Genomic DNA, 23,081 nt, shown 5'->3' with positions numbered 1-23,081 from the left:
CGACTCACCCTCCGGCTGGCAGCCCGGTGCGCGGGGCGGTCGCCAGGTGGTCGCCGACGCGCTTGACCATCAGCGTCATCTCGTACGCCACCTGCCCGACGTCGGAGTCGGCGTCGGCCAGCACGGCCAGGCAGCTGCCGTCGCCCGCGGCCATGACGAAGAGGAACGCCTCGTCGAGCTCGACGACGGTCTGGCGGACCCGGCCGGAGTCGAAGTGCCGGCCGACGCCCTTGGCCAGGCTGTGGAAGCCGGAGGCGACCGCGGCCAGGTGCTCGCTGTCCTCGCGGGTCAGGTCCTTGGAGCTGCCGGTGGGCAGGCCGTCGCCGGAGAGGACCACCGCCTTGCGGATGGAGCCGACCCGGTCGACGAGCTCGTCGAGGAGCCAGTTGAGCGGGCCGGAGCCGCGGCCCCTGGTGTCGTTGCCGGTCTGCGGTGCGGTCATCGACCGTCCCCTTCGTTCTCGTTCGCGGGACCGTCGGCGGCGGATGTGCCTGCCTCGGTCTCGGACTTCTGCTGTGCGTGCTGGTTGCGGCCCGCGGTCCAGCCGCGCTGGAGTGCGGACATGCGCGTACGTACGTCATCCGCGTCGCGGTCGGCCACCTGGTCAAGTGCGGCTTCGGCGGGTGCGGCGGACGTGGCCTTCTTGAGCTGGGGCGCCAGGCTCGCCTGACGGACCCGGCGGGGCAGCCCGCCGATGCCGGGGGCGGGTGCGGCGGCCCCGGCATCGGATCCGCCATCGGAACCGGCCGCGGAGGCCGGGTCGGGCTGCGGGACCGCGGACACCGGGCGGGGGTCCACCCGGCGGCCGTGGTCGGCGACCAGAGTCGGGGTCGGGCGGCGGCGCGGCAGCGGTACGGCGCCCTGGGTGCGGGAGCCGTCCGGACGCGAGGCCTCCATGCGCTGGGTGTCGAGCCGGACCGGGCCGGTGGGGCCGAGCGGCTCCCGGTCGCGGTCGCCCTTGCGGGAGCCTCCCCGCTCCGCGTGCCGGTCGGTGTGGGGCCGGTCCGCCGGGCGCAGGCCCAGGAGGGCGCTGCGCGGGGTGCCGTTCGGCGGGGTCTCGTCGTCGAGGGTCGCCATGACCGGGCGGCCGGCGGTGCCGGTGCGGCTCGTGATCGCCGTGGGGGCGTCGTCGAGCCCCGCGGGGTCGTCCAGGCCGTCGAGGCGGTCCAGGTCGTTCAGGCCGTTCAGACCGCCGCCCACGAGCGGGGCCTCCAGCTCGACCGGGCCGCGCAGTTCGGCCGCGGGCAGCGGACGGCCCGAGGGGGCACGCTCCATGACGGCGGGTGCGGACCGCTCGGCGGCGCCCCTGCCGAGGTGGCCGGCCTTCTCGGACCGGCTGGGCTTCGCGGCGGCCCGGGCGCCGTCGAACCGCGCGCCGGCGCCGTTGGTCTCGGGGGCCTCGGTCAGCAGGCTCACGGGCAGGAAGACCACCGCGGTGGTGCCTCCGTACGGGCTGGGCTGGAGGACGACCTTGACGTTGTGGCGCTGCGCGAGGCGGCTGACGACGAAGAGGCCGAGGCGGTCGGTGTCGGAGAGTTCGAACTCGGGGGTCTCGGCGAGCCGGAGGTTCGCGTCGAGCAGCGCCTCCGGGGTCATGCCGAGGCCACGGTCGTGGATCTCCAGGGTGAAGCCGTTGGCGACGCGCTCGCCGTGCACCTGGACCGCGGTGTGCGGCGGTGAGAACACGGTTGCGTTCTCCAGGAGTTCGGCGATGAGGTGGGTGATGTCGGCGACGGCCGGGCCGACGATGCCCAGGCGGGTGAGCCGGCGGACCTCGATGCGCTCGTAGTCCTCGACCTCGGCGACGGCGGCCCGTACGACGTCCATCAGCTGGACGGGCTTGCGCCACTGGCGGGAGGGTGCGGCGCCGGAGAGGATCACCAGGCCCTCGGCGTGGCGGCGCATGCGGGTGGTCATGTGGTCGAGGCGGAAGAGGTCGGCGAGCTCCTCGGTGTCCTCGGTGCGGCGTTCCATGGTGTCGAGGAGCGTCAGCTGGCGGTGCAGCAGCACCTGGTTGCGGCGGGCCAGGTTGACGAACACCTCGGAGACGCCGCGGCGCAGGTCGGCCTGCTTGACGGCGGCCTCGACGGCGGCGCGCTGGAGGGTGTTGAGGGCCTGGCCGACCTGGCCGACCTCGTCCTTCTCGTACTCGAGGTGCGGCGACTCGGTCTCCACGTCCACCTGCTCCCCGGCGGCGAGGCGGCGCATCACGCTGGGCAGCCGGACGCCGGAGGCCTCGTGGGCCTCCTTGCGGAGCCGGGAGAGGTCGCGGACCAGGTCGCGGCCGATGCGTACGGAGAGGATCAGGGACACGATCAGCGCGAGGAAGCCGAGGATGCCGGCCGCGGCGGCCTGGACCATGACGTCCCTGGCGACGGGCTCGATGCGCTGCTGGTAGCGGTCGCCGGCGGCGGTGTTCATGGCCGCCAGTTCGTCCAGGACCTTGGCCGCGGCCTCGTCCCACTGGGCGGCGGTGATGTTGCGCGGCTTGTTGACCGCGCCGCCGGCTATGAAGCGCTCCTCGGCGTCGCGCAGGGGCTTGGTCCCGGGGTCCTTCCAGTACTGCTCGAAGCGCTCCCGTTCGTCGGCGGGGAGGGTCACGAGGTTGAACTCGTAGAGCAGGGTGCGGTTGGCGACGAAGTCGGAGACGTGGCGCACGTCGGAGGCGGTCACGTTGCGCGCGGCGAGGGCGGAGGCGATGACGGCGTCCTCGCGGGAGAGCAGTTCGCGGGCGCGGCTGATGCCGACGAGAGCGCGGCCTTCCTTGTCCACCTCCACGTTGTCCAGACCGTGGAGGTTCATGAGGAAGTCGTAGCAGGGGTCGACCAGCCGGTTGTAGAGCTCCAGGGCCTGGGTGGGGTCCACCGCGTTCTGGTCGACGGAGCGGCGCAAGGAGCCGATGCCCTGGAAGGCGGAGACGATCGAGCGCAGGCGCTGGGCGCTCTGCGAGCTCAGCTCGTCGATGACCTTGGGGTCGCGGGCGCTGACGCTGATCGCCTCGACGGCTTCGTCGGTTTCGGCGCGGCGCTTGGTGAGTTCGGCCGTGGCGGTGGCGGCCCGGGGGTCGCCGAGGACGACGAGGGTCTGGCGCCGTTCCTTCTGGATGACGCGGGCGACGTCCTCGATCGGGTAGCCGACCTTGTCGATGACGTAGGCCACGTCGAAGAGTTGAATGGCTTCACGGCCGGTGATGACCGTGGCGAAGCCCCAGAGCGCGGTCAGGGAGACGAGCGGCACAAGGAGCAACGCCACGATCTTCCGGCGGATGGACTTCCCGCGAAAGCGCATGGCCTCCCCAGCCTCCCCCAGGTCAACCCCGTTACCGGGGGTCGGTGTTCCGTCATTTAAACGGCGTGAGCCTACTACTGCTGTGGAGCAGCTTCGAAGGCGTGTCCGGACGTTTTCGGCCTGCCTCCGGTACGAAGATCACCAGTTGTCCGACACTTCCGGTCAAGTGCGGCCCGATATGTGGCAGATGACACTTGGTGAGGTGTCCCTTCCTGCAACCCGATGGATGGCTGGAATTGTTCGTTCCGCGATCATTCCGGCCCGTGAAGGCTTCCGCGATACGGGAATCTCTCGGCACCGCCGAACGTCTCTCTGTTCGAGGGGGCACGTTGGATCCGCCGTCGTGGGTAGACGTGAGGGGTGGACGTGGTGAGTTGGACGCGGTGCGTGGATGCGACGCAAGGGCACGGCGGACCGCGCGGTGGGGAGTGAGCGGACCATGAGCAGGTACGAAGAGGGCGGCACGGTGGCGGGCGCGGGGGCGGGCGCGACCGGCCGGGGACTGTGGGTCGAGGAGCCGGCCCGGCGGCACCGGATGCCGGATCCGGTACGGACCTCGGCGGTGCGGGCGGTGCTGATCGTGGCCGTCACGCTGACCCAGGCGACGATCACGTTCTTCCTGACCCTGACCGGGTCGTGGCTGGCCCTGCCGATGGGGCTCGGCGCGATAGCGGGGACGATCGTGGCCACCTGGGGGGTGCTGGACGTGTGGATCACCCGGCAGATGTGGAACCAGCGGTACGGAGTCCTGTCCGAGCCGAGCAGTACGGCGCGCAGGCTCCGCCGTGAGGCCCGCCGGGCCTCACGGGCGACCCGGAGGGCCGGGAAGGCCCGGGAGGCCCGGGAGGCCGCCGCGGGCCGAATACCCCGCGAGGACGGCCCCCTGGCGGCCTCCGGGCGCTTCTCCGCGCGCTGACCGCCCCGGCGGCGGTGCCCGCAGCCGCCGGCGTCAGGAGACGCCGCTGCGGCGGAACATCCGGGTGGCCGTGATCTCGCCGTGGATGGTCTCCTCCTCGGGGGACTGCTGCGGCAGACCCGGGCGCAGGTGTTCCTCGACGCTGATGTACTTCAGCCCTGCCCGCAGGTCCGCGTCATTGCGCAGGCGGATCACCAGCGGGAATTCGGCGAGCGCCGTGGTGTCGAACAGGCCGGTCGTGTACAGCAGCTGGACGCCCAGCGCGTCGGAGACCGCCCGCTGGAGCTCCAGCAGGTACGTGGCGTTCGCACGGCCGATCGGGTTGTCCAGGAACAGCGTGCCCGCGTGCCGGTGCTTGTCCCGGCCCCGGTCGTTGCTGCGCAGGGCCGCCATCGTGCAGTACAGCGCGATCGCGGCGGTCAGCAGCTGCCCGCCGGAGAACACGTCGCCCATCTGCCCGACCGGCACCCGCTCGGCGCGCAGCACCGCGTCCGGCTTGAGGATCTCCACGGAGATGCCCTTGGGCTCCAGGGCCGCCTGGACTCCCCGCAGCAGCAGGGACATGCCGTCACGGCGGCCCTCCCCGAAGGAGGCGCTGCTGTTCTTCTTCACGGCCGCACGGGTCGCCTCGTCGATGACCTCGCCGAGCCGCTCGGTGAGGGTGGCCTGGTCGGGCTCCTCGAAGCGGATCCGCAGGAACTCCTGGCCCGACCATTCTCCGAGCCCCTCCGGCAGCTGCGAGAGCCGCTGCGCGGAACGGAGCGTGGCCAGGGCCGACTCGACGAGACCGCGCAGCCGGTCGACGATGCTGTCGCGGTTGCGCTCCAGCTGCGCCAGCTCGTCGGTCAGGACGCGCAGCCGGGGCGCGAAGGCCGCCGCCCAGGCCGCCGCGTGCTCGGGCAGCGCGGATGCGGGCAGTTCGCGGATCTGCTGGCGCGCGGGGGTGCGTACCTGCTCGTAGCAGGTGGCGTTGGCGTGCCGGACCAGGATGTCGCTCGCCTCGCGCACCGCGGACTCGGCGGCGGACAGATCGGCCGAGCAGCCGCGCAGGGAGCGGCGGGCCTCGGTGGCCGACTGGCGGGCCTCCTCCAGGGTGCCCTGGTGGGGCACCGGCTCCTGCTCGTCGTCCTGGTGCGTGTGGTCGCGCAGCAGGTCCCGCAGCAGCGCCGCGGTCTCGTCGAAGCCGCCGGCGCCGTCCTCGGCGGTGCGGTGGGCGCGCAGCAGGTCCGCATGGGCGGCCCGGGCGCTCTCCACGGCCGCGGTGTGGGCGGCGAGCTGCGCGGTGGCCGTACGCAGCAGGGCCTGGGCCTGCTCGACGTCCTCGGGGACGAGTTCCTCGGGGAGTTCGGTGTGCGCCTCCCCCTCGGCGGGGGCGTGCCGTTCGGCCTCGCCGCGCAGTCGGCCGAGCTGCTCGCTCGCGGTGGACGCGCGGGTCTCCAGCATCTGCACGAGTGACTCGGCGCGTGCGGCCGCGGCCTGCCGGGAGGGGCCGTCGGCGCCGTCGGTGCCTTCGAGGAGCTGGGCGGCCCGGGTGCGGACCTTGTTGGTGAGGCGGTCGAGTTCGGCCAGGGCGGCGCTCTCGTCGCTCTCGGCGCGGGCCTGTTCGGCACGCAGGTCGGCGCCGACGCCGACCTTCTCGTAGAGCTGGGACGCGGCGCGGTAGGCCTCGCGCAGATCGGGCAGCGGGGCGCGCGGGCCGTCGCCGTCGGGCAGCTGGTCGGGGGCGCCGGCGATCTCGGCGCGTTCGGCGCGCAGGGCGCGGGCCGTGCGGCGGGCGTCGTCGGCGGCGCGCTGGGCGGCCCGGCGGTCCTCGTCGGCCGCACGCGCGCGGTCCAGGCACACCTCGGCGCGGGCCTCGGACTCGGCGGCGTCGTCGGCGAGTTCCCGGAGCTTGGCCTGCCAGCCGGCGCGCTCGCGCAGTCGGAAGGCGAGCCCCGCGAGGGCGTCGGCGACGCGGCGGGCGCGCTGGGCGGTGTCCTGGCGCTCCTCACGGACGCGGGCCGCGTCGGCGGCGGCCTCGTCGGCCTCGGCGCGTACGGTACGGGCCTCCGCGAGCTCGGCGTCGGCCTCCTCGGCGAACATCCGGGCGGCGGCAGCCGCCTCCGCGAGCTCGGTGAGGCGGCCGGGCGGGCAGCCGGTGCGCCAGGAGGAGAGGCGGGCGGCGAGCTCGCGGTCACCGCCGAGGCGGGCGGCCAGGTCGCGGATCTCGGTGTCGCGGGCGGCTGCGCGGGCCCGCAGCGCCTGGCGCTCCTCGTCGGCGGCGTGCTCGTCGTGCATGGCCGGGTTCGGCGAAACGATGAAAACACTGCTGACCGCGGAATCGGCGTCGACGGGCGTTGCCGGGGCCAGCAGGGCGGCGGCCGTACCGACGGCGACGGTGGAGCGGGGCAGCAGGGCGGCGCCGGAGAGGACCTCGCGGGCCCGGCCGTGCGTGTCGGGGTCGGTGATGACGACGCCGTCGACGAGTTCGGGACGGGCGGCAAGGACGGCGGCGTGGTCGGCGGGGTCCACGGACTGGGCGAGGTAGCGCCAGCCGGGCAGCGCGGGAATGCCGTGCTCGCCGAGGTACTCGACGGTGGCGAGGACGTCCGGGCCGGGCGGCAGCAGGCCGCCGTCACCGAGCGCGCCGAGAATGCGGGCGTCGTCGGCGGCGGCGGTGCGGAGCTCGAAGAGCTGGCGTTCGGCCGCGGCGACCCCGTCGGTGAGCAGGGTGCGCAGGTCGTCGGCGTTCCGGTCGAGGTCGGCGACCGTGAGCCCGCCGCCTCCGGCGGTTTCGGGGCGGCCGCCGGGCGCGGCGGGGGCCGGAGCGTGGGCGCCGGAGCCGTGCGCGGCCCCGGCCGACGCTGCGGACGCTGCCTGTGCGGCCTGCGCGGCCTGCGCGCCGGATCCCGCGTAGGGCCCGGAGGTGCCGCCGCTCTGCGTGCGCGGGTGGGGAAGGAAGGATGCCGGCACCGAGGGCAGGCCCAGCAGCTCAGCCAGGCGCGGGGCGGCGGCGAGGGAAGCCGCGGCCCGGTGCTCCGCGTCGTGGGCGGCCTCGGCCGCGTCGGCGGCGTCCGCCGCCCGTGCGGCGGTGAGTTCGGCGCGGGACTCCGCGGCGGCCGCCTCCCGGGCGGCCTCGGTGGCGGCGCGGGCGGCTTCCCGGGACTCGTCCCAGGCGGCCACGGCGGTCTTCTCGGCGTCGGTGGCGGCGAGGGCCGCGCGCGCCGGGTCGGCGTCGGGGGCGGTGTCGTCGAGCCAGCCGGCGCGCACGGCCTCGGCGGTCTCCTGCTGGACCTCGGCGAGCCGCGAGCGCAGGTGCTCGGCCTCGCTGCGGGCCCGCTGGGCGGCCGTGGCTGCGGCGGTGGCGTCGCGGTGGGCGTCCTCGCCGGTGGCCTGGAGGGCAGCGGAACGCTCCTCCTCCTCGTTGGCGAGCCGCTCGCCGTGCTCGGCGGCGGTGTGCAGGGCGCGGACGAGCTCGCCGGCGGCGGTGGCACGGGCCGCCAGGGCCGGGGCGGCGTCCCGCTCGGCCTCCAGGATCGCGGCGGCCACGCGGGCGGAGCGGTCGGCGGCGGCGCGGTGGCGCAGCACGTTCTCGGCGGCCTGCCACGCGGAGTGCAGCGTGCGCGCTTCGAGGAGCTCGCGGCGCTGCGCGGCGGCGGCCTTGTCGGCGACGGTCAGGGCCAGCGAGGCGTGCCGGTAGGCGAGTTCGGCGGAGACGGCGGCGCTGCGGGTGCGGGCGGACTCGGCGGCGGTGACCTGGTGGGCGGCGCCGGTGACCCGCTGGGCGAGGTCGGCCGCCCGGCCGCGCTCCTCGGCGGCTCGGGCGGACAGCCGCCGGGCGAGGGTGCGCGTACGGCGTTCCGCACCCGCGTGGACGTCGCGCAGCCGGGAGCGGGCCTGAGCGGCCTCGACGATGCGGGTGAGCAGGTCCACCGAGCCGGCGGTGAAGTCCCGTTCGGCCATCAGCTCGGCGCGGCGGCCGAGTTTGTTGCCGAAGCCGTGGACGAGGTCGGCGAGGCCGTCCGTGTCGCGGGTGTCGGTGACGGCGCGCAGCAGGAGGTCGGTGAAGTCGGAGTCCTTCTTGACCGCGAAGAGGCCGGCCGCCTCGCCCTCGTCGGCGTTCATCTCGCGCTGGTAGCGGAAGAGTTCGGGGTCGAGGCCGAGTTCGGTGAGGTGCTCGTTCCAGCGGTCGTGGATCTCCTCGAAGTACACCTCCAGGTGCGGGTACACCTTGCCGGCCTCGGTGAGGGCGTCGCGGAAGCCCTTCATCGTGCGGCGCCGGCCCTGGGCGCCGGAGGCCCCTTCGACGGGCGGGCGCACGGAGGTGGCCTCGGCGACGGGCAGGCTGTCGAGGCTCAGGCCGGGGCCGGGGCGGAAGGAGTACCAGGCCTCGGCGAACTTGCGCGGGTCGTTGGAGACCTGGCGGCCGCGCCATTCGCTGACCTTGCCGACGACCACGCACTCGCCGGTCTGGGTGTGCTGCCACTCCAGGGCGACGTGGCCGCAGTCGTCGGCGAGCAGGAACTTGCGCAGGACGCCGGAGCTGGCGCCACCGAGGGTGTTGCGGTGGCCCGGGAGCATCACCGAGAAGATCAGCTTGAGCAGGACGGACTTGCCTCCGCCGTTCTCCAGGAAGAGCACGCCGGCGGGCGCGGGGCGGCGCGGCGGTCCGGTGGGCTCGTCCTCGAAGAACTCCGCCTGCGTCGGCGCCGGGTGGGGCACCGGCTCGCCGACTCCGCGCAGGTCGAGCACGGTGTCGGCGTAGCGCGCACCGGCGGGCCCGATGGAGTAGAGGCGGATCCGGGACAGCTCGTACATGGCGGCGGACTCTCGTGGTGTCTGGGTGAGGCAGGACGTACGGGGATCGGAGCGCGGGCCGCGGCCCGGGGGCTCAGGCGTGGAACGGGAGCCCGGCGTCGGCGGCCAGGTCCAGGTCGTCGCCCTCGGGCGGCGGCAGCAGGGTGGCGGAGCCGTCGCTGACGGGGACCACGCCGAGCTCCAGGAGCTCGGCCATCGCCGCGCTGCCCGCCATGTCACGGACCTGGAGCTGGTAGCGGGGGGTGGTGCGGTAGGTGCCGCCGGCCTCGTCGCCGGTGCGCTGCAGGAAACCGGAGTCGGTGAGGAAGGCGGCCGCCTTGCCGACGATGCCGGTGGTGGAGCCGGCGAGGCGGCGGGCGTCCTTGGTGGCGCCGGTCGCGCTGCGGCGGGCGTAGACGCGCCAGGCGGCCTCCAGGCCGGGGGCGTCGGAGGCCGGGTCGGTGTTCTCGCCGAGCTCCTCGGCGCGCTCCTCCAGGCGGCGGCAGGTCTGCCGGACGAAGGCGTCGACCCCGTTGACGGTGATGCGGCCGATGTAGCCGTCGTCGGCGAGGTCCTCGGGGCGCGGGAAGGCCAGGGCGGCGACGGCGAGATGGGCGAGGCCGTGCAGGAAGCGGTCTGCGGAGTCGGCGGCGGTGCGGCGGGCGTAGTCGCCCATCCGGACGGCGAAGACGGAGTCCTCGTCCGCGGCCACGGCCATGCCGGCGCGCGCGGACACTTCCAGGACGACGAGGCCGAGGCCGGTGGCGACGGCGTCGGCGAGGCGGCCGAAGGCGGGGTCCTCGCGGTAACGCCGGAGCAGCTCCGCGTACTCGGCGTCACGCGCGGGGAGCAGCTTGGGCTGCAGCCCGAAGGCGACGAGCCGGGCCGCGTCGGCGGCGTCGGCGGGGGTCACCGCGGCGATGGCGGCGGGCACGGCGGGAGCCGACGGCGCGTCGGGCTCGCTCCACGCGGGGTGCTCGGCGTGGTGGTCGCTCACGGGTACGTCTCCTCGGCGGTGCGGGTCGTTCGGGCGGTACGGCTGCTGCCGGCGGGGCCGCTGGGTGGAGCAGGTGGCTTCGGCTGATTCAGCCTTGCCGGCGTTTGAGGCGCGGGGTCCGGGGCGGAGCTCCGGGAAACCGGGCTCCGCCGGGCACCGGGCTCCGCCCGGACCTGCGCCTCGAAGGCCGGCGGGGCTGGATTCGGCCGAGCCGAAACCGAACGGGCCCGGCGCGGCAGCGCAGCCGCGTGCACGGTCATGCCGCCTCCGCGCGGTCCGCGGCCATGCCGGCGGCGTCCAGCAGCGCGGTGCCGACGATGAGGTCGGCTCCGCCGAACTCGGGGTCGTCGAGCTGCGTGCCGTCGTCCACGGCGAACAGCAGCCGCTCCTCCCCCTGCCGGTAGGCCGTGCCGACGGCCGGGCTTGCCGCGTGGACGGCCAGCAGCGCCACCAGGTACGGCAGGTCCGGATCGCTGCGGCGGGCCTCCGCGAGGAGGCCGGACAGTCGGCGCGGAGCGTCGTGCGGAAGGTCCAGGAGCTCCATCGCGGCGGCCAGCTGCTCCTCGCTGAAGCGGCTGTCGTCCGGGGTGGCGATGAGGTCCGGCTCGGGCATCTCCGCACCGAGGTGCTCGCGCTCCACCGGCGGGGTCAGCAGGATTTCGACCAGGTCCGCCACCCGCACCGAGACGGGCGTGCGCAGCCCCGCTCCGGAGGCGAAGAACGCGGCGGTCACCCGGCCCGCCTGTTCCAGTGGGAGCGGCAGCAGCGGCGCGACGAGCTGCCCGTAGAGGTCGATGCCGGAGCGCGGCGCCGGGGCCGCGAAGGCCTGGCGGTCCTGTTCGGCGCGGAACAGCGGGCCGGCGTCCAGCAGTCGGGACTGGAGCTGGGTGTGCCGGCGGATGCAGTCCTTGACGATGTCGACGAGCTCGGCGGCGCGGCGCTTGTTCTCCGGCTCCTCCGCCTCGTCGCGCGCCTTGCGGATGTTGGTCAGGATCGCGTTCTCGTGGCGGTAGCGGTCGGCGACGTGGTCCAGGGCCTCGGCGATCATGTCGGGCACGGCCTGGAGCCAGTCCACCGCCCGGACGTTGCGGCGCGTCGCGTCCAGCGTCCGGCGCAGGGTCTCGGCGTACTGCACGGTCCGGTAGCGGGCCTGCTCGGCGGCGAGCTGGGCGTCCGCCAGCCGCCCGCGGCTGATCAGCACCTCCAGCTTGACCTCGGCGGCGATCTGGGCGCTGGTGACGTCGGTGTCGAGGGCGCCGACCAGTACGTTGACGGCCTCGTCGGTGGTGCGCAGGTAGACCACGCCGCCGTATCCGGGGACCTCTTCGATCAGCTTGAAGTCGTAGTCCCGGCGCACGTACACGCCGTCGGGTCCGAACGTGCCGTAGATCGCGCGGAAACCGCGGTCCACGCTGCCGACGTTGATCAGGTTCTCCAGCACCCAGCGGGCCACCCGCTCGTGCTCGGCCGCCGGGCGGGACGGTGCCTGGGCCGCGACGCGCGGCAGCAGCCTGGCCACTATCTGCTCGTGGTCGGCGCCGGTGTCGAAGTCCATGTTGAGGGTGACGAGGTCGATCGCGGCCAGCGCGACCTCCGCCATCGCGTAGACCCCGTACTCGCCGGCCAGATTGGCCTTGCGGACGTCGAGGTCGTGCAGCGGGGCGGTGCAGGCGAGGGCGCGCAGCCGACGGGCCAGGCCCTCGTCGGCGGCCGGGCCCGGCGCCGGGGACGGAAGGGTCTTCGCCGGGGCAGGGAGAGTCACGGACAAAGACTAGGTCCTGTTGCTGACAACATCCCAAACGGCATGGTTCGGCCGGATCGTCCCCGGCGTCCGGTCCGGCTGCCTGCTCTACGCTCGGCGCATGGCTTCCATGATCGCATCCGCTCCCGTGATCGACCTCAACGCCGACCTCGGCGAAGGCTTCGGACGCTGGACGCTCACCGACGACGAGGCTCTGCTCTCCGTGGTGACGAGTGCCAATGTGGCGTGCGGCTTCCATGCCGGGGACCCGTCGATCATGCGCCGCGTCTGCGAGCTTGCCGCGGAGCGCGGGGTGCGGATCGGCGCGCAGGTGTCCTACCGCGACCTGGCCGGCTTCGGGCGGCGCTCGATGGACGTGCCGCCGGGCGAACTCGCCGACGAGGTGGCCTACCAGATCGGGGCGCTGGAGGTGTTCGCCCGGGCGGCCGGTTCCCGGGTGTCGTACGTGAAACCGCACGGTGCGCTCTACAACCGCACGGTGCACGACGCCGGCCAGGCCGCCGCCGTGGTCGCGGGCGTCCGGCTGGCGGCGGGCTCCGGTGCCACCGGGGGTCTGCCCGTGCTCGGACTGCCGGGGTCGCTGCTGCTCGCCGCCGCCGAGGAGGCCGGGCTGGCGCCCGTACCGGAGGCCTTCGCCGACCGTGCGTACACGCCCGCCGGGACGCTGGTGCCGCGCGGCGAGCCGGGCGCCGTGCTGCACGACCCGGACGCGGTCGTGGCGCGGGCCGTCCGAATGGCCGCCGAGGGGGCGGCAACGGCCGCCGACGGGTCCCCGGTGCGCGTGGCCGCGCGCTCGCTGTGCCTGCACGGGGACACCCCCGGGGCGGCCGGGCTGGCCCGCCGGGTCCGGGAGGCACTGGGCGCGGCCGGGATCCGGGTGGAGGCCTTCGCGTGAGGACCCTGGTGGTGGGCGGCGAGGCCCTGCTGATCGAGCTGGACTCGGCCGACGAGGTCGCCGCGCTCCACGCCGAGCTGCTGCGCCGCCGGGACGCGGGCGCGCTGGGCCCCGTACGGGACCTGGTGCCCGCGGCACGGACCGTACTGCTGGACGGCGTACGGGATCCGGCCGCGCTCGGGGTCCTGATCGCGCGCTGGGAGGTACCGCCGCTCACCCGCGAGGAGGGCCCGCTGGTCACCGTTGCGGTGCGCTACGACGGGCCGGACCTGGCGGAGGTGGCCCGGCTGTGGGGGGTGGCCCCCGGGGAGGTGCCGGGAATCGTCGGCGCCACCGAGTTCCGGGTGGCGTTCTGCGGGTTCGCTCCCGGCTTCGGCTATCTGACGGGGCTGCCGGAGCGCCTCCACGTGCCCCGCCGGGACACTCCGCGCACGGCCGTCCCGGCGGGCTCGCTGGCACTGGCGGGCGAGTACGCCGGGGTGTACCCGCGCTCCTCCCCCGGCGGCTGGCAGCTGATCGGTTCCACCGACGCGGTGCTCTGGGACGCGGATCGGGAACCGGCGGCGCTGTTCGCGCCGGGGGTCCGGGTGCGGTTCACGGAGGGCGGCCGTGACTGAGCTGCTGGTGGTACGGCCGGGGGCGCTGACCACGGTCCAGGACCGGGGCCGCCCCGGCTACGCGCACCTCGGGGTCCCCCGGTCGGGAGCGCTGGACACGGCGGCGTACGCGCTGGCGAACCGGCTGGTCGGCAACCCGCCCGACGCGGCGGCGCTGGAGACGACCCTGGACGGGGTGTCGCTGCGCGCCCCGGCTGCGACGGTCGTGGCGGTCACGGGCGCGCCCTGTCCGGTACGGATCTCCGGGCGCCCGGTGGCCTGGGGAGCGCCGGTCCGGGTGCCGGCCGGGGCGGAGCTGGAGGTCGGGCGGGCGGAGTCGGGACTGCGCGGCTACGTCGCGGTCCGGGGAGGCCTGATCGTCGCGCCGGTCCTGGGCAGTCGCTCCACGGACCTGCTGGCGGGCCTCGGGCCGCCGGCCCTGTCGGCCGGGATGCTGCTGCCCGTGGGCCCCGCGGGACCGGACCCGGTGCCCGGGGCGGACGCGTACGGGCTGCCCGCGGCGCCGTCGGAACTGCTGCTCCCGCTCCGGCTCGGGCCGCGGGCGGACTGGTTCACCGGGGCGTCCCTCGCCGGCCTGTGGCGCTCGGCGTTGCGGGTGTCGCCGCGTTCCAACCGGATCGGGCTGCGCACGGAGGGCGGTCCTGCGCTGGTCCGCGCCCGGGCCGGGGAGCTGCCGAGCGAGGGCATGGTGCTGGGCGCGGTCCAGGTGCCCCCTGACGGCCTGCCGGTGGTGTTCCTGGCCGACCATCCGGTGACCGGCGGCTACCCGGTGGTGGGCGTGGTCCCGCCGGGCCCGGCCCTGGACTCGGCCGCGCAGGCCCGGCCGGGTACTCCGGTCCGGTTCGTGCGGGCCCGATGAAACCGGTGAACTGCCCGAGCTGGTGAGGAACCTCCGGGCACAGGGGGTGAGCGTCGCGGTGACGGAGAGGAAGCCCCGGTCGGAGTGCACCCACCCGGGCGGCGGGTGGCGGGGGCCGCAGGTCGGCTTCTCCCTGGACGCTCCTCCGCCGGTGCACTGACCGAAGCGCGCCGGACCCGGCAGAACGGGCCTCCGCCACGGCCCCCGCCACGGGGGCCGTGGCGGACCGGTGCCCTCGGGCGGGAACGCGGCGCGCCCGGGCTCCGTCGTCGCGGGGCCCGGGCGCGGGGGTTCGGCTTTCCGGGGGCGCTACACGGCCGATTCCGGGGTGATGCGGCTGCGGACGGCCGACTGGACGTCCTCCTCCTCGGCCGGGTCGGTGGCCAGGCGGCGCAGTCGGGGTGCCACGCGGGCGTCGGCCGTTTCGGCGTGGCGGGCGGCCACCTCGCGGGTGGTCTCCTCGCAGTCCCAGAGGCATTCGACGGCGAAGCCCGCCGCGAAGGTCGGGTCGGTGCTGGCCAGGGCCCGGGCGGCCCGGCCGCGCAGGTGGGAGGAGGCCGTCTCGCGGTAGATGTGGCGCAGCACGGGGGCCGCGCAGCCGATGGCGAGCCGGCCGGCTCCGTCCACCAGGGCGAACAGGCGCCGGGTGTCCGGGCCCGCGCCACGGACCGTGGAGCGCAGCGCGCCCAGGACCAGGACGGCGTCCTCGGTTCCGCCGCGCGCGGCGAGGATGGCCGCGGCGGCCTCTCCGAGGGCGTCGGGGCGGTGGACCCAGCGTCGGGCCCGTTCGACGGCCTCGGGGCCGCACATGCGCTCGTAGGCGGCCACGGCGGGCTCGTCGGCGGCGGCTTCGATGAGGTCCAGTACGGCCGGGTTGTCCGGTTCGGCGAGGACCAGGTGGTGCAGGGCGGTGGCCCGGGCGGCCTCGCCGTCGGCGCCGGCGGCGGCCGCGAGGATCGCGGAGCGGTCCTCGGGCTGGGCCACGGCGGCCAGGCAGCGGGCTGCGGGGACGTGCAGCGGGGTTCCGCGGCGCAGGCCGTCGGCGGCCCAGTCGAAGACGGCCTGGACGCCCCAGCCGGGCCGGGGCCCGCTCGGGCTCATCTGCCGCTGCCAGCGGTCGAAGGAGCCCTGCTGACGGGCGGCGCGCAGGCGCTCCCCGTACTGGGGGGTCTCCTCCCACAGGCACCACGGGCGGGGCTCGTAGGCATCGCGGACGGCGGCGGCCAGCCGCGCCTCGCCCTCCGCCGTGGCGGGGAAGCGGGCGAGGACGGCCGCGGCCAGGGACCGCAGGCCTTCGTCGTCGTCGCGCAGGGCCAGCTCGTCGAGCGCCCAGGCCCAGTTCGCCCCGGAGGCGGCGTACCGGCGCAGCAGCATGAGCGCGTCGTCGCGGCCGTACGAGGCCAGGTGGCCCAGGACGGACAGGGCGAGGCCCGTGCGGTGGTCCTCCTCGTCGACGAGGTCGTCGGCGCTGAAGAGGTGGGCCTCGATCTCACCCAGCGGACCGGCGAGGTCCAGGTAGAGCCGGGCGTAGTACAAGGAGCGGTTCTCGACCTGCCAGTCCTGGCGCGGGTCGCGGAGCACGCAGTGGTTGAGGGCCTCGAGGGCCTCCGCCCTGGGTGCCGCGAGTGCGTGCAGCGTGCCGTCGCCGCGGCCCCGCTGGAGGAGCCCGAGCAGGGTACCGCTCGGCGCTATGACTGGTTCGAACATGGGAATGGCCTCAAATCAAGCTGGGGACGCAACCGGGAATCGGGATTCACAGGGCCGCGTAACAGCATGTGAGGACGTCCGCCGTCATGTTCCGCTCGATGTAGACCATTGCCTTCTCACTCTCGTCGGTGCTTCGTGACCATGGAGGCCGGGCCGGCCGGCACACCCTTCGTGTCTCGCCCGCTTCTGCCCGTCCCCCGTGCTCGCGAATCGAATCCGACGCCATGATGACCCAGCCGGTTTGTGCGCCGCGACCACATTTATGGCTGCCGTGACCAACCTGTGAGGTCGGGCTGCGCCCGGGCCGGGCCAGATCCCAGGCAAAACCGGACTACTTGGCTCCGAAAAGTTCCAGCAGGTCGGCCTTGGCGAACATGCGCGCCGTGTCCACGGCGGAGGGCGTTCCGGCGTTCGGGTCGGCCCCTCCGGCGAGCAGGGCCCGGATGACGGCCTCCTCGCCCTTGAAGACCGCGCCGGCGAGCGGGGTCTGGCCCCGGTCGTTGGCACGGTCGGCCTCGGCGCCGCGGGCCAGCAGGGCCGACACGGCATCGGCGTGGCCGTGGTAGGCGGCGAGCATCACCAGGGTGTCGCCGCGGTCGTTGGTGAGGTTCGCCGGAACGCCGGCGTCCAGATAGGCGGCGAGGGTCTCGGTCTCACCCTGGCGGGCGAGGTCGAAGATCTTGGTGGCCAGCTCGATGACGTCCTCGTCGGGGACACCCTGGGAGCGGGATCCCTCCGCGGCGTGCTCGCTCATGGTTCGTACCGCCTTTCACTCGTTGCTGACATGGTCCACCCGCCCGTCGCGGCAGCGAGGAACCGGCCGGGCCGGGCGGGCAGGGGGGTGCACGGCACTGCGTCCGTACGGGTGAATCGCCAGAGTAGCGCCCTGGCCTGCACATGTCCGGGTCGGGCCGAGGCAATGATCAGCCTCGACCCACCCCGGGCCGGGCCCGCCAGCCGGGCTGAGCCGGTCAAGTGAAAAACCCCTGGATTCACCCGTATGCACCTTTTGTCGCATTGATACTTCCTGTGAGCCTGGAAGAACTGATGGTGACTGTCCCCACCCACCAGGAGAAAACCTCATGGTTCTGTCCATCTCAGGCGTGGTCCTGCTCGGCATCATCTGCTTCCTCTTCTTCAAGAAGGACGGGATGAAGCTGACGCACGCGTTCGTCTGCTCGCTCTTCGGCTTCTTCCTCGCCGGCTCCGCCATCGCCCCGAGCATCACGGCGAGCACCGCGAGCCTCGCCAGCCTGCTCGGCGGGATCAAGCTCTAGCCCGGCCATCACGCGGCGACGCCAGCGACACCCGAATCACCGTCACACCCACAACTCCAGGAGACGCCCGTGGCCCGGCGCCCACTTCCCCGCATCCTCAGCAGCGGCACCGTGTCGCTGGCCCGGGGCCGCGACCTCGCTCGCACGGCCGCCGACAGTGCCACGGACGTCCTCCATCCGCTCCTCGTCATCGGACGCGGCCTGCGCATCCTGGCCGCGGCCGGGCGGCGCCGGTGGTCCGAGACCCCCAAGGACAAGCGTGGTCCCGCGCTGTTCCTGGGGGCCGCCTGCGTCCTTGTGGTCGCGCTCGTCCCCTACGGCCCGCTCCTCGCCATGATCACCCTCATGGCGGCGGCGGCCTGGCACGGACGCGACCGCAATCCGGCGAAGACCGGACCCAGCGGTGCCGAGACCGAACGGCTCGGCTCCCTCTACGAAGCCCTCGTGCCGTACTTCTCCATCCCGGAGGACCCGAGCCCGCTCTTCGCCCACGGCGGGGACTGGGACAAGGCCTTCAGCGGCTACGAGTTCGACGAGGCGGGCCGCATCACCCGGCTCCACATCCGCTACCCGGCCTACTTCACCGACGGCGAGGCCACCTCACGGGCCCGGATCGAGGCACTGCTGCACGCCAAGTCCGGGCGCGGACGGGAGTATCTCTTCGACTGGGACGAGGAGGGCAACCAGCTCGACCTGAAGGTGCTGGCGGCGCTGCCGACGGGCATCGCCGCCCAGCCGTTCGTCACCTCGCCCGGCGAGACCGTACTGGGCTTCACCGACGCCGGCAGCGTGCAGCGCACCCTGCCCGTCCTGGAGGGCGACGAGCCCCGCGACGTGCCGCCGGTGATCTGGCGCACCGGGCCCCGCTCCACCGAGCCCCACCTGCTGGCCGTCGGCCAGCCCGGCAGCGGCACCTCCACCCTGCTGCGCTCCGTCGCCCTGCAGGCCCTGCGCCACGGGGGCGATGTACTGATCGTCGACGGCGGGGGCAGCGGCGAGTACACGTGCCTGGCCGGCCGCAGCGGCGTCCTCGCCGTGGAGTGCGGGCCGACCGGGGCGCAGGCCACGCTGGAATGGGCCGCGCAGGAGACCGAGCGGCGGCTGATCGCCACCCACCGGGCCCGTGAGGTCGGCCGGCCGGCGCCCGAGAACACCCGGCGGCCCCTGTGGATCCTGCTGGACCAGCCGACCGTGCTGGCCCACCTCGCCGTCTCCGAGGGCGGCCCGGATCCGCTGGCCCAGTTGCAGGTACCGCTGCGGCACGGACGGCCCGCTCATGTGACGGTGGTGGTCGCCGAGCAGTTCGGGCACCTGGAGCTGCTCAACGACTCCGTCTGGCAGCACACCCGCGCCCGCGCCGTCCTCGGGCCCGCCGCCGTCCAGCAGATCGCGGACGTGCTGGGACTGCCGCCGCACACCACCCCGACGGCCCAGGTGCCGCCGGGCCGCGGGTACGCCCGGCTCGGCACCGGGCCCGTGCACCGCCTGCAGGTGCCCGCCACCCCGGACCCGTACGACGAGGGCACCCAGCCGGCGTACCGCCAGGCCGTGCTGGAGCTGTTGCCGGACCGGCTCGTGAAGCCGGTGCAGCCGCCCGCCCAGGGTTCGGCGAGGGATGCCTCGGAAATGCCCGAGGTGCCGGCCGAGACGCCGTAGCCTTGGCGGGGCTCGGCGGCGTCCGTGCGCTCCGGACGGCAGCCGGCCCCGTACCCGCTCCCTCCGCTACGCCACGAAGGTGCGGGGCGGCTCCGCCCCGCTGCCGCCCGCTCCCGTGCCGACCAGCCGGGCCGCCGCCGCCAGGCGGGAGGCGGCCTCCTCGGCCACCGGCCCGCCCACGGTGAACGGCAGCCGGACGTATCCCTCGAAGGCGCCGTCCACGCCGAACCGCGGCCCCGAGGGGACCCGTACGCCGACCCGCTCCCCCACCTCGGCCAGCCGGGATCCGGAGAGGCCGCCCGCGCGGGCCCATAGCGTCAGCCCGCCCCGCGGGACCTCGAACTCCCAGTCGGGCAGTTCCCGGCGCACCGCCGCGACCAGCGCGTCGCGGTTCTCCCGCGCCTGCCGGCGGCGGATCCCGACGGCCTCCTGCCAGCCCCCGGTCCGCATCAGCCAGTTCACCGCGAGCTGTTCGAGCACCGGAGTGCCCAGATCGGCGTAGGCGCGGGCGGCGACCAGGCTCCGGATGACGTCGGGGGCGGCGCGGACCCAGCCGATCCGCATGCCCGCCCAGAAGGCCTTGCTGGCGGAGCCGACGGTGACGACGGTGCTGCCGGCCGGGTCGAAGGAGCACACCGGACGGGGCATCTCCAGGTCCGGGTCCAGCTGGAGCTCCAGCATGGTCTCGTCGGCCACCAGAACGGTGCCGGCCGACCGGGCGGCCTCCACCATCGCGCGGCGCTGGTCCTCGGAGGCCAGGGCCCCGGTCGGGTTGTGGAAGTCGGCCACCACGTAGGCCAGGCGCGGCGCCGAATCGCGCAGCACCTGCCGCCAGACGTCCATGTCCCAGCCGCTGAGGCCGTCGGCCATGGCGACGGGGACGAGACGGACCCCCGCGGCGCGCATGAGCTGCAGGATGTTGGCGTAGGAGGGGGACTCGACGGCGATCCGCTCCCCGCGCCCGGCGAAGAGGCTGCAGATCGCGTCGATGGCTCCCATCGCGCCGGTGGTGACCATGATCTGCTCGGGCATCGTGGGGATGCCCTGCTCCGTGTAGCGGTCGGCGAGCATCCGGCGCAGTGCGGGCAGGCCCGCCGGGTAGTCCCCGTGGGTGTGCGCGTACGGCGGCAGCTCCTCCAGGGCGCCCTGGACGGCCTTGGTGAGCCAGGGTTCGGGGGCCGGGAGCGCGGCGCAGCCGAGGTCGATCATCGAACCGAGGGACTCGGGCGGCAGCGGCTCCAGACCACGGGCGGGCAACGGATTCCCGGCCGGGACGGAGGTCCAGCTGCCGGCGCCGCGGCGGGACTCCAGGAACCCCTCGCCGCGCAGGGCCTCGTACGCGGCGGCGACGGTGGTGCGGCTGAGCGAGAGGGAGACGGCCAGCTCGCGCTCGGCGGGCAGCCGGGCGGCGACCGGGACGCGGCCTTCGAGGACGAGGAGCCGGATGCCGTCGGCCAGGGTCCGGTAGGCGGGCAGCTTCCGCGCGCCGGGAGCGCTGGGCCGCTCCTGCTGGGAGGTGATGAGGCGGGCGAGCTGTGCGGCACCGACCGCTGAGGTCCATTCGGCCATGCTGTCCGGTCCACCTTCGTCGAATTGGCCTCGCCCGACCGCGAGCGGCGCCGGTATTGGATTGCTTCGGCGCCCACAGCCTGTCACGCCGGGGGCCACCCCGACCAGGGTGGGGGTGCCCGCGGGCCCGGCGGCGCGGGCCCGGCGGCGCGGGCCGCACGGCCGGGGAGCCACGGCGTTCATGACGCAGCCACGCGGCCGCACCCGTCCCACCGGTAACAAGAGGCATACTGCCGCCGTGACGCACGTACGCCTTCGCCATCCGTATCTGGACCACCCGGCTCCGATCCCCTTCGCACACCGGGGAGGCGCCGCGGACGGTCTGGAGAACACCGCCGCCGCCTTCCGCCGGGCCGCCGAGGCGGGCTATCGGTACTTCGAGACCGATGTGCACGCCACGGTCGACGGGAAACTGGTCGCCTTCCACGACGCCACCCTGGACCGGGTCACCGACGGGCGGGGCCGGATCGCCGAGCTGTCCTGGAAGCAGGTCCGCGAGGCCAAGGTGGCGGGCTCCGAGCCGCTGCCGCTCTTCGAGGAGCTGCTGGAGGAGTTCCCGGACGCCCGCTGGAACATCGACGTCAAGGCCGAGTCGGCGCTCCACCCACTGGTCAACCTGATCGCCCGGGCCGGGATCTGGGACCGGGTCTGCGTGGGCTCGTTCTCGGAGAGCCGGGTGGCCCGCGCCCAGAAGATCGCCGGCCCGCGGCTGGCGACTTCCTACGGTGTGCGCGGGGTGCTCGGTCTGCGGCTGCGCTCGTACGCCATTCCCGCGGCGCTGCGCGTGGGCGCGGTGGCGGCGCAGGTTCCGGAGACCCAGGCCGGCATCCGCGTGGTCGACCGCCGCTTCGTACGCACCGCGCACGAGCGGGGACTCCAGGTGCACGTCTGGACCGTGAACGAACCGGAACGTATGGAGGCTCTCCTCGACCTGGGTGTCGATGGCATCATGACCGACCGGATCGACATCTTGCGCACGGTGCTGGACCGACGCGGGGCCTGGGCCTGACTCGCCCTTCGTCCCTCGCGCGGACCAGGCGGCCGCTGCGGTACGGGACCAGCGAGGGGGACACCGCATGAGTGCGGAAGAAAGCAGCAGGAGCGAGGAAGCGGAACCCGGGTCGGAGGACGGCAGAACGGCGGCCGCCGCGACGGCGAAGCCGCCGCCGGCAACCGGGGCCGCGACCGCTGCGGCGACCGCAACGGCCGAGCGCAAGCGCGAGCAGCGGGGCTGGTACTTCTACGACTTCGCCGTCTCCGTCTACTCGGCGAGCGTGCTGACCGTCTTCCTCGGCCCCTACCTGACCGCGGTGGCCAAGGCCGCCGCGGACTCCGAGGGTTTCGTGCACCCGCTGGGCATCCCGGTGCGGGCCGGCTCCTTCTTCGCCTACTCGGTCTCGGCCTCGGTGATCCTGGCCGTCCTGCTGATGCCGCTGGTGGGCGCCGTCGCCGACCGCACCGGGCGCAAGAAGCCGCTGCTGGCGGCGGCTGCGTACACGGGCGCCGTGGCGACCGGCGGAATGTTCTTCCTGGGCGGTGAGCGCTACCTCCTGGGCGGCCTGCTGCTGGTCGTGGCCAACGCCTCGCTGTCCGTCTCGATGGTGCTCTACAACGCCTACCTGCCGCAGATCTCCACCCCCGACGAGCGGGACACCGTCTCCTCGCGGGGCTGGGCCTTCGGCTACACCGCGGGCTCCGTGATGCTGGTGGTGAACCTGGTCCTCTTCCAGGGTCACGACTCCTTCGGCCTCACGGAGGGCGAGGCGGTACGGATCTGCCTGGCCTCCGCGGGCCTGTGGTGGGGGGCCTTCGCCTTGATCCCGCTGCGCCGGCTGCGCGACCGGGCCGTGGTCCGGGAGCCGGGGGCGGCTCCGGCCGTCAGCGGCTGGAAGCAGCTCGTCGCCACCCTGAAGGACATGCGGCGCTACCCGCTGACCCTGTCGTTCCTGCTGGCGTACCTGATCTACAACGACGGCGTGCAGACGGTGATCTCCCAGGCCTCCATCTACGGCTCGGAGGAGCTGGAGCTGGAGCAGTCCACCCTGATCGGGGCGGTGCTGCTGGTGCAGGTCCTGGCCGTGGCCGGCGCGCTGGGCATGGGCCGCCTCGCCCGCGTCTACGGAGCCAAACGGACGATCCTGGGCTCGCTGGCGGCCTGGGCGGTGACGCTGGCGATGGGGTACTTCCTGCCGGCCCGGACCCCGGTGTGGTTCTTCGCGCTCGCGGCGATGATCGGACTGGTGCTGGGGGGCAGCCAGGCGCTGTCGCGCTCGCTGTTCTCGCACCTGGTTCCGGCGGGCAAGGAGGCCGAGTACTTCTCGGCGTACGAGATGAGCGACCGCGGTCTGAGCTGGGTGGGGCCGCTGGTGTTCGGCCTGACGTACCAGCTCACGGGGAGCTACCGGGACGCGATCATCTCGCTGGTGGTCTTCTTCGCACTGGGATTCGTACTCCTGGCGCGAGTGCCGGTGCGGCGCGCGGTGGAGGCGGCAGGCAATCCTGTACCGGAGCGGATCTGAACGCGGGTCCGCGAGTGCGCACCGCCCGGATCCACGAACGAATTCCGAACGAATTTAGACGTTCAAGCAAAGGGCCGGTAGTGTACGCCTTTGGCCTGCCAGGCGGACCGTTACTGCGCGCTCAAGATGCGTGGACGTTGGGTGACATCTGCTGCCAGATGTGACAAAACGGGCACTGGTGGGTACAACAAGGGGCGGCACGACGGGCGACGCACGACCCGGAGCGGGAATCTATACCGCCGA

16 protein-coding genes are annotated in these 23,081 nt (G+C 74.4%); 8 read left to right on the top strand and 8 right to left on the bottom strand.

Annotated elements, in window-relative coordinates; translation table 11 throughout:
- Nucleotides 1-4 precede the first annotated feature (4 nt).
- Nucleotides 5-442 carry a roadblock/LC7 domain-containing protein gene (locus IE257_RS36480; protein ID WP_030016314.1) on the bottom strand — a complete coding sequence of 146 codons (438 nt, stop codon included), beginning with the start codon at nucleotides 440-442 and terminating at the stop codon, nucleotides 5-7.
- On the bottom strand, nucleotides 439-3,288 hold the full coding sequence (locus IE257_RS36475; RefSeq protein WP_189974187.1) for a sensor histidine kinase: 2,850 nt from the start codon (nucleotides 3,286-3,288) through the stop codon (nucleotides 439-441). The genes IE257_RS36480 and IE257_RS36475 overlap by 4 nt, the downstream gene beginning before the upstream one ends.
- Before the next feature lie 439 nt (nucleotides 3,289-3,727).
- On the opposite strand from IE257_RS36475, the gene IE257_RS36470 reads away from it, so the two are divergent.
- On the top strand, nucleotides 3,728-4,204 hold the full coding sequence (locus IE257_RS36470; protein ID WP_229920876.1) for a hypothetical protein: 477 nt from the start codon (nucleotides 3,728-3,730) through the stop codon (nucleotides 4,202-4,204).
- 33 nt (nucleotides 4,205-4,237) lie between these two features.
- On the opposite strand, the gene IE257_RS36465 is transcribed toward IE257_RS36470, so the two are convergent.
- The 3 genes from IE257_RS36465 to IE257_RS36455 all read right to left on the bottom strand — a co-directional run bounded on the left by IE257_RS36465 (nucleotide 4,238) and on the right by IE257_RS36455 (nucleotide 11,739).
- The gene (locus IE257_RS36465; RefSeq protein WP_189974184.1) at nucleotides 4,238-9,001 is read right to left on the bottom strand and encodes a coiled-coil domain-containing protein; all 4,764 of its coding nucleotides are present in this window, start codon (nucleotides 8,999-9,001) and stop codon (nucleotides 4,238-4,240) included.
- Nucleotides 9,002-9,074: 73 nt separating this feature from the next.
- Nucleotides 9,075-9,977, bottom strand: coding sequence for a hypothetical protein (locus IE257_RS36460; RefSeq protein WP_189974182.1), 903 nt, complete (start codon nucleotides 9,975-9,977; stop codon nucleotides 9,075-9,077).
- A 256-nt stretch (nucleotides 9,978-10,233) separates the two neighbouring features.
- Nucleotides 10,234-11,739 carry a hypothetical protein gene (locus tag IE257_RS36455; protein ID WP_229920875.1) on the bottom strand — a complete coding sequence of 502 codons (1,506 nt, stop codon included), beginning with the start codon at nucleotides 11,737-11,739 and terminating at the stop codon, nucleotides 10,234-10,236.
- Nucleotides 11,740-11,839: 100 nt separating this feature from the next.
- Between IE257_RS36455 and IE257_RS36450 the strand changes: the two genes are divergently transcribed.
- The 3 genes from IE257_RS36450 to IE257_RS36440 are packed head-to-tail and all read left to right on the top strand — an operon-like array spanning nucleotide 11,840 to nucleotide 14,110.
- On the top strand, nucleotides 11,840-12,634 hold the full coding sequence (locus IE257_RS36450) for a LamB/YcsF family protein (RefSeq protein WP_189974178.1): 795 nt from the start codon (nucleotides 11,840-11,842) through the stop codon (nucleotides 12,632-12,634).
- Nucleotides 12,631-13,251 (top strand): 5-oxoprolinase subunit B family protein, encoded by a 621-nt coding sequence (locus tag IE257_RS36445; RefSeq protein WP_189974175.1) that lies wholly within the window; start codon nucleotides 12,631-12,633, stop codon nucleotides 13,249-13,251. The genes IE257_RS36450 and IE257_RS36445 overlap by 4 nt, the downstream gene beginning before the upstream one ends.
- Nucleotides 13,244-14,110, top strand: a complete 867-nt coding sequence (locus IE257_RS36440; RefSeq protein ID WP_189974173.1) for a 5-oxoprolinase subunit C family protein — start codon at nucleotides 13,244-13,246, stop codon at nucleotides 14,108-14,110. The genes IE257_RS36445 and IE257_RS36440 overlap by 8 nt, the downstream gene beginning before the upstream one ends.
- Before the next feature lie 309 nt (nucleotides 14,111-14,419).
- Here the strand turns inward: IE257_RS36440 and IE257_RS36435 are convergent, their stop codons facing one another.
- Entirely contained in the window at nucleotides 14,420-15,817 is a 1,398-nt protein-coding gene (locus IE257_RS36435) for a HEAT repeat domain-containing protein (RefSeq protein WP_189974171.1), read from the bottom strand.
- 331 nt (nucleotides 15,818-16,148) lie between these two features.
- On the bottom strand, nucleotides 16,149-16,571 hold the full coding sequence (locus IE257_RS36430) for an ankyrin repeat domain-containing protein (protein WP_189974169.1): 423 nt from the start codon (nucleotides 16,569-16,571) through the stop codon (nucleotides 16,149-16,151).
- A 328-nt stretch (nucleotides 16,572-16,899) separates the two neighbouring features.
- Between IE257_RS36430 and IE257_RS36425 the strand changes: the two genes are divergently transcribed.
- Together IE257_RS36425 and IE257_RS36420 are read left to right on the top strand one after the other, a co-directional pair.
- Nucleotides 16,900-17,094, top strand: a complete 195-nt coding sequence (locus IE257_RS36425; protein ID WP_030031218.1) for a hypothetical protein — start codon at nucleotides 16,900-16,902, stop codon at nucleotides 17,092-17,094.
- A gap of 69 nt (nucleotides 17,095-17,163) precedes the next feature.
- Nucleotides 17,164-18,750, top strand: a complete 1,587-nt coding sequence (locus IE257_RS36420; RefSeq protein ID WP_189974166.1) for an ATP-binding protein — start codon at nucleotides 17,164-17,166, stop codon at nucleotides 18,748-18,750.
- A gap of 66 nt (nucleotides 18,751-18,816) precedes the next feature.
- Here IE257_RS36420 and IE257_RS36415 read toward each other — a convergent pair whose 3' ends face one another.
- The gene (locus IE257_RS36415) at nucleotides 18,817-20,319 is read right to left on the bottom strand and encodes an SCO1417 family PLP biosynthesis transcription factor (protein ID WP_189974164.1); all 1,503 of its coding nucleotides are present in this window, start codon (nucleotides 20,317-20,319) and stop codon (nucleotides 18,817-18,819) included.
- A gap of 238 nt (nucleotides 20,320-20,557) precedes the next feature.
- Between IE257_RS36415 and IE257_RS36410 the strand changes: the two genes are divergently transcribed.
- Entirely contained in the window at nucleotides 20,558-21,328 is a 771-nt protein-coding gene (locus IE257_RS36410) for a glycerophosphodiester phosphodiesterase family protein (protein WP_189974162.1), read from the top strand.
- A gap of 67 nt (nucleotides 21,329-21,395) precedes the next feature.
- Nucleotides 21,396-22,838, top strand: coding sequence for an MFS transporter (locus IE257_RS36405; protein ID WP_189974159.1), 1,443 nt, complete (start codon nucleotides 21,396-21,398; stop codon nucleotides 22,836-22,838).
- The last annotated feature ends 243 nt before the right edge of the window (nucleotides 22,839-23,081 follow it).

The organism is Streptomyces avidinii (genome assembly GCF_014650695.1).
In the GTDB taxonomy this organism is placed as follows: Bacteria; Actinomycetota; Actinomycetes; order Streptomycetales; family Streptomycetaceae; genus Streptomyces; species Streptomyces avidinii.
This window is presented reverse-complemented; position numbering and strand designations above follow the sequence as displayed.

Bases quoted from the DNA above. Each gene is read 5' to 3' on its own strand.
- IE257_RS36480 (WP_030016314.1), bottom strand. From the start codon at position 442: ATGACCGCACCGCAGACCGGCAACGACACCAGGGGCCGCGGCTCCGGC.
- IE257_RS36475 (WP_189974187.1), bottom strand. From the start codon at position 3,288: ATGCGCTTTCGCGGGAAGTCCATCCGCCGGAAGATCGTGGCGTTGCTC.
- IE257_RS36470 (WP_229920876.1), top strand. From the start codon at position 3,728: ATGAGCAGGTACGAAGAGGGCGGCACGGTGGCGGGCGCGGGGGCGGGC.
- IE257_RS36465 (WP_189974184.1), bottom strand. From the start codon at position 9,001: ATGTACGAGCTGTCCCGGATCCGCCTCTACTCCATCGGGCCCGCCGGT.
- IE257_RS36450 (WP_189974178.1), top strand. From the start codon at position 11,840: ATGGCTTCCATGATCGCATCCGCTCCCGTGATCGACCTCAACGCCGAC.
- IE257_RS36435 (WP_189974171.1), bottom strand. From the start codon at position 15,817: ATGTTCGAACCAGTCATAGCGCCGAGCGGTACCCTGCTCGGGCTCCTC.
- IE257_RS36430 (WP_189974169.1), bottom strand. From the start codon at position 16,571: ATGAGCGAGCACGCCGCGGAGGGATCCCGCTCCCAGGGTGTCCCCGAC.
- IE257_RS36425 (WP_030031218.1), top strand. From the start codon at position 16,900: ATGGTTCTGTCCATCTCAGGCGTGGTCCTGCTCGGCATCATCTGCTTC.
- IE257_RS36415 (WP_189974164.1), bottom strand. From the start codon at position 20,319: ATGGCCGAATGGACCTCAGCGGTCGGTGCCGCACAGCTCGCCCGCCTC.
- IE257_RS36405 (WP_189974159.1), top strand. From the start codon at position 21,396: ATGAGTGCGGAAGAAAGCAGCAGGAGCGAGGAAGCGGAACCCGGGTCG.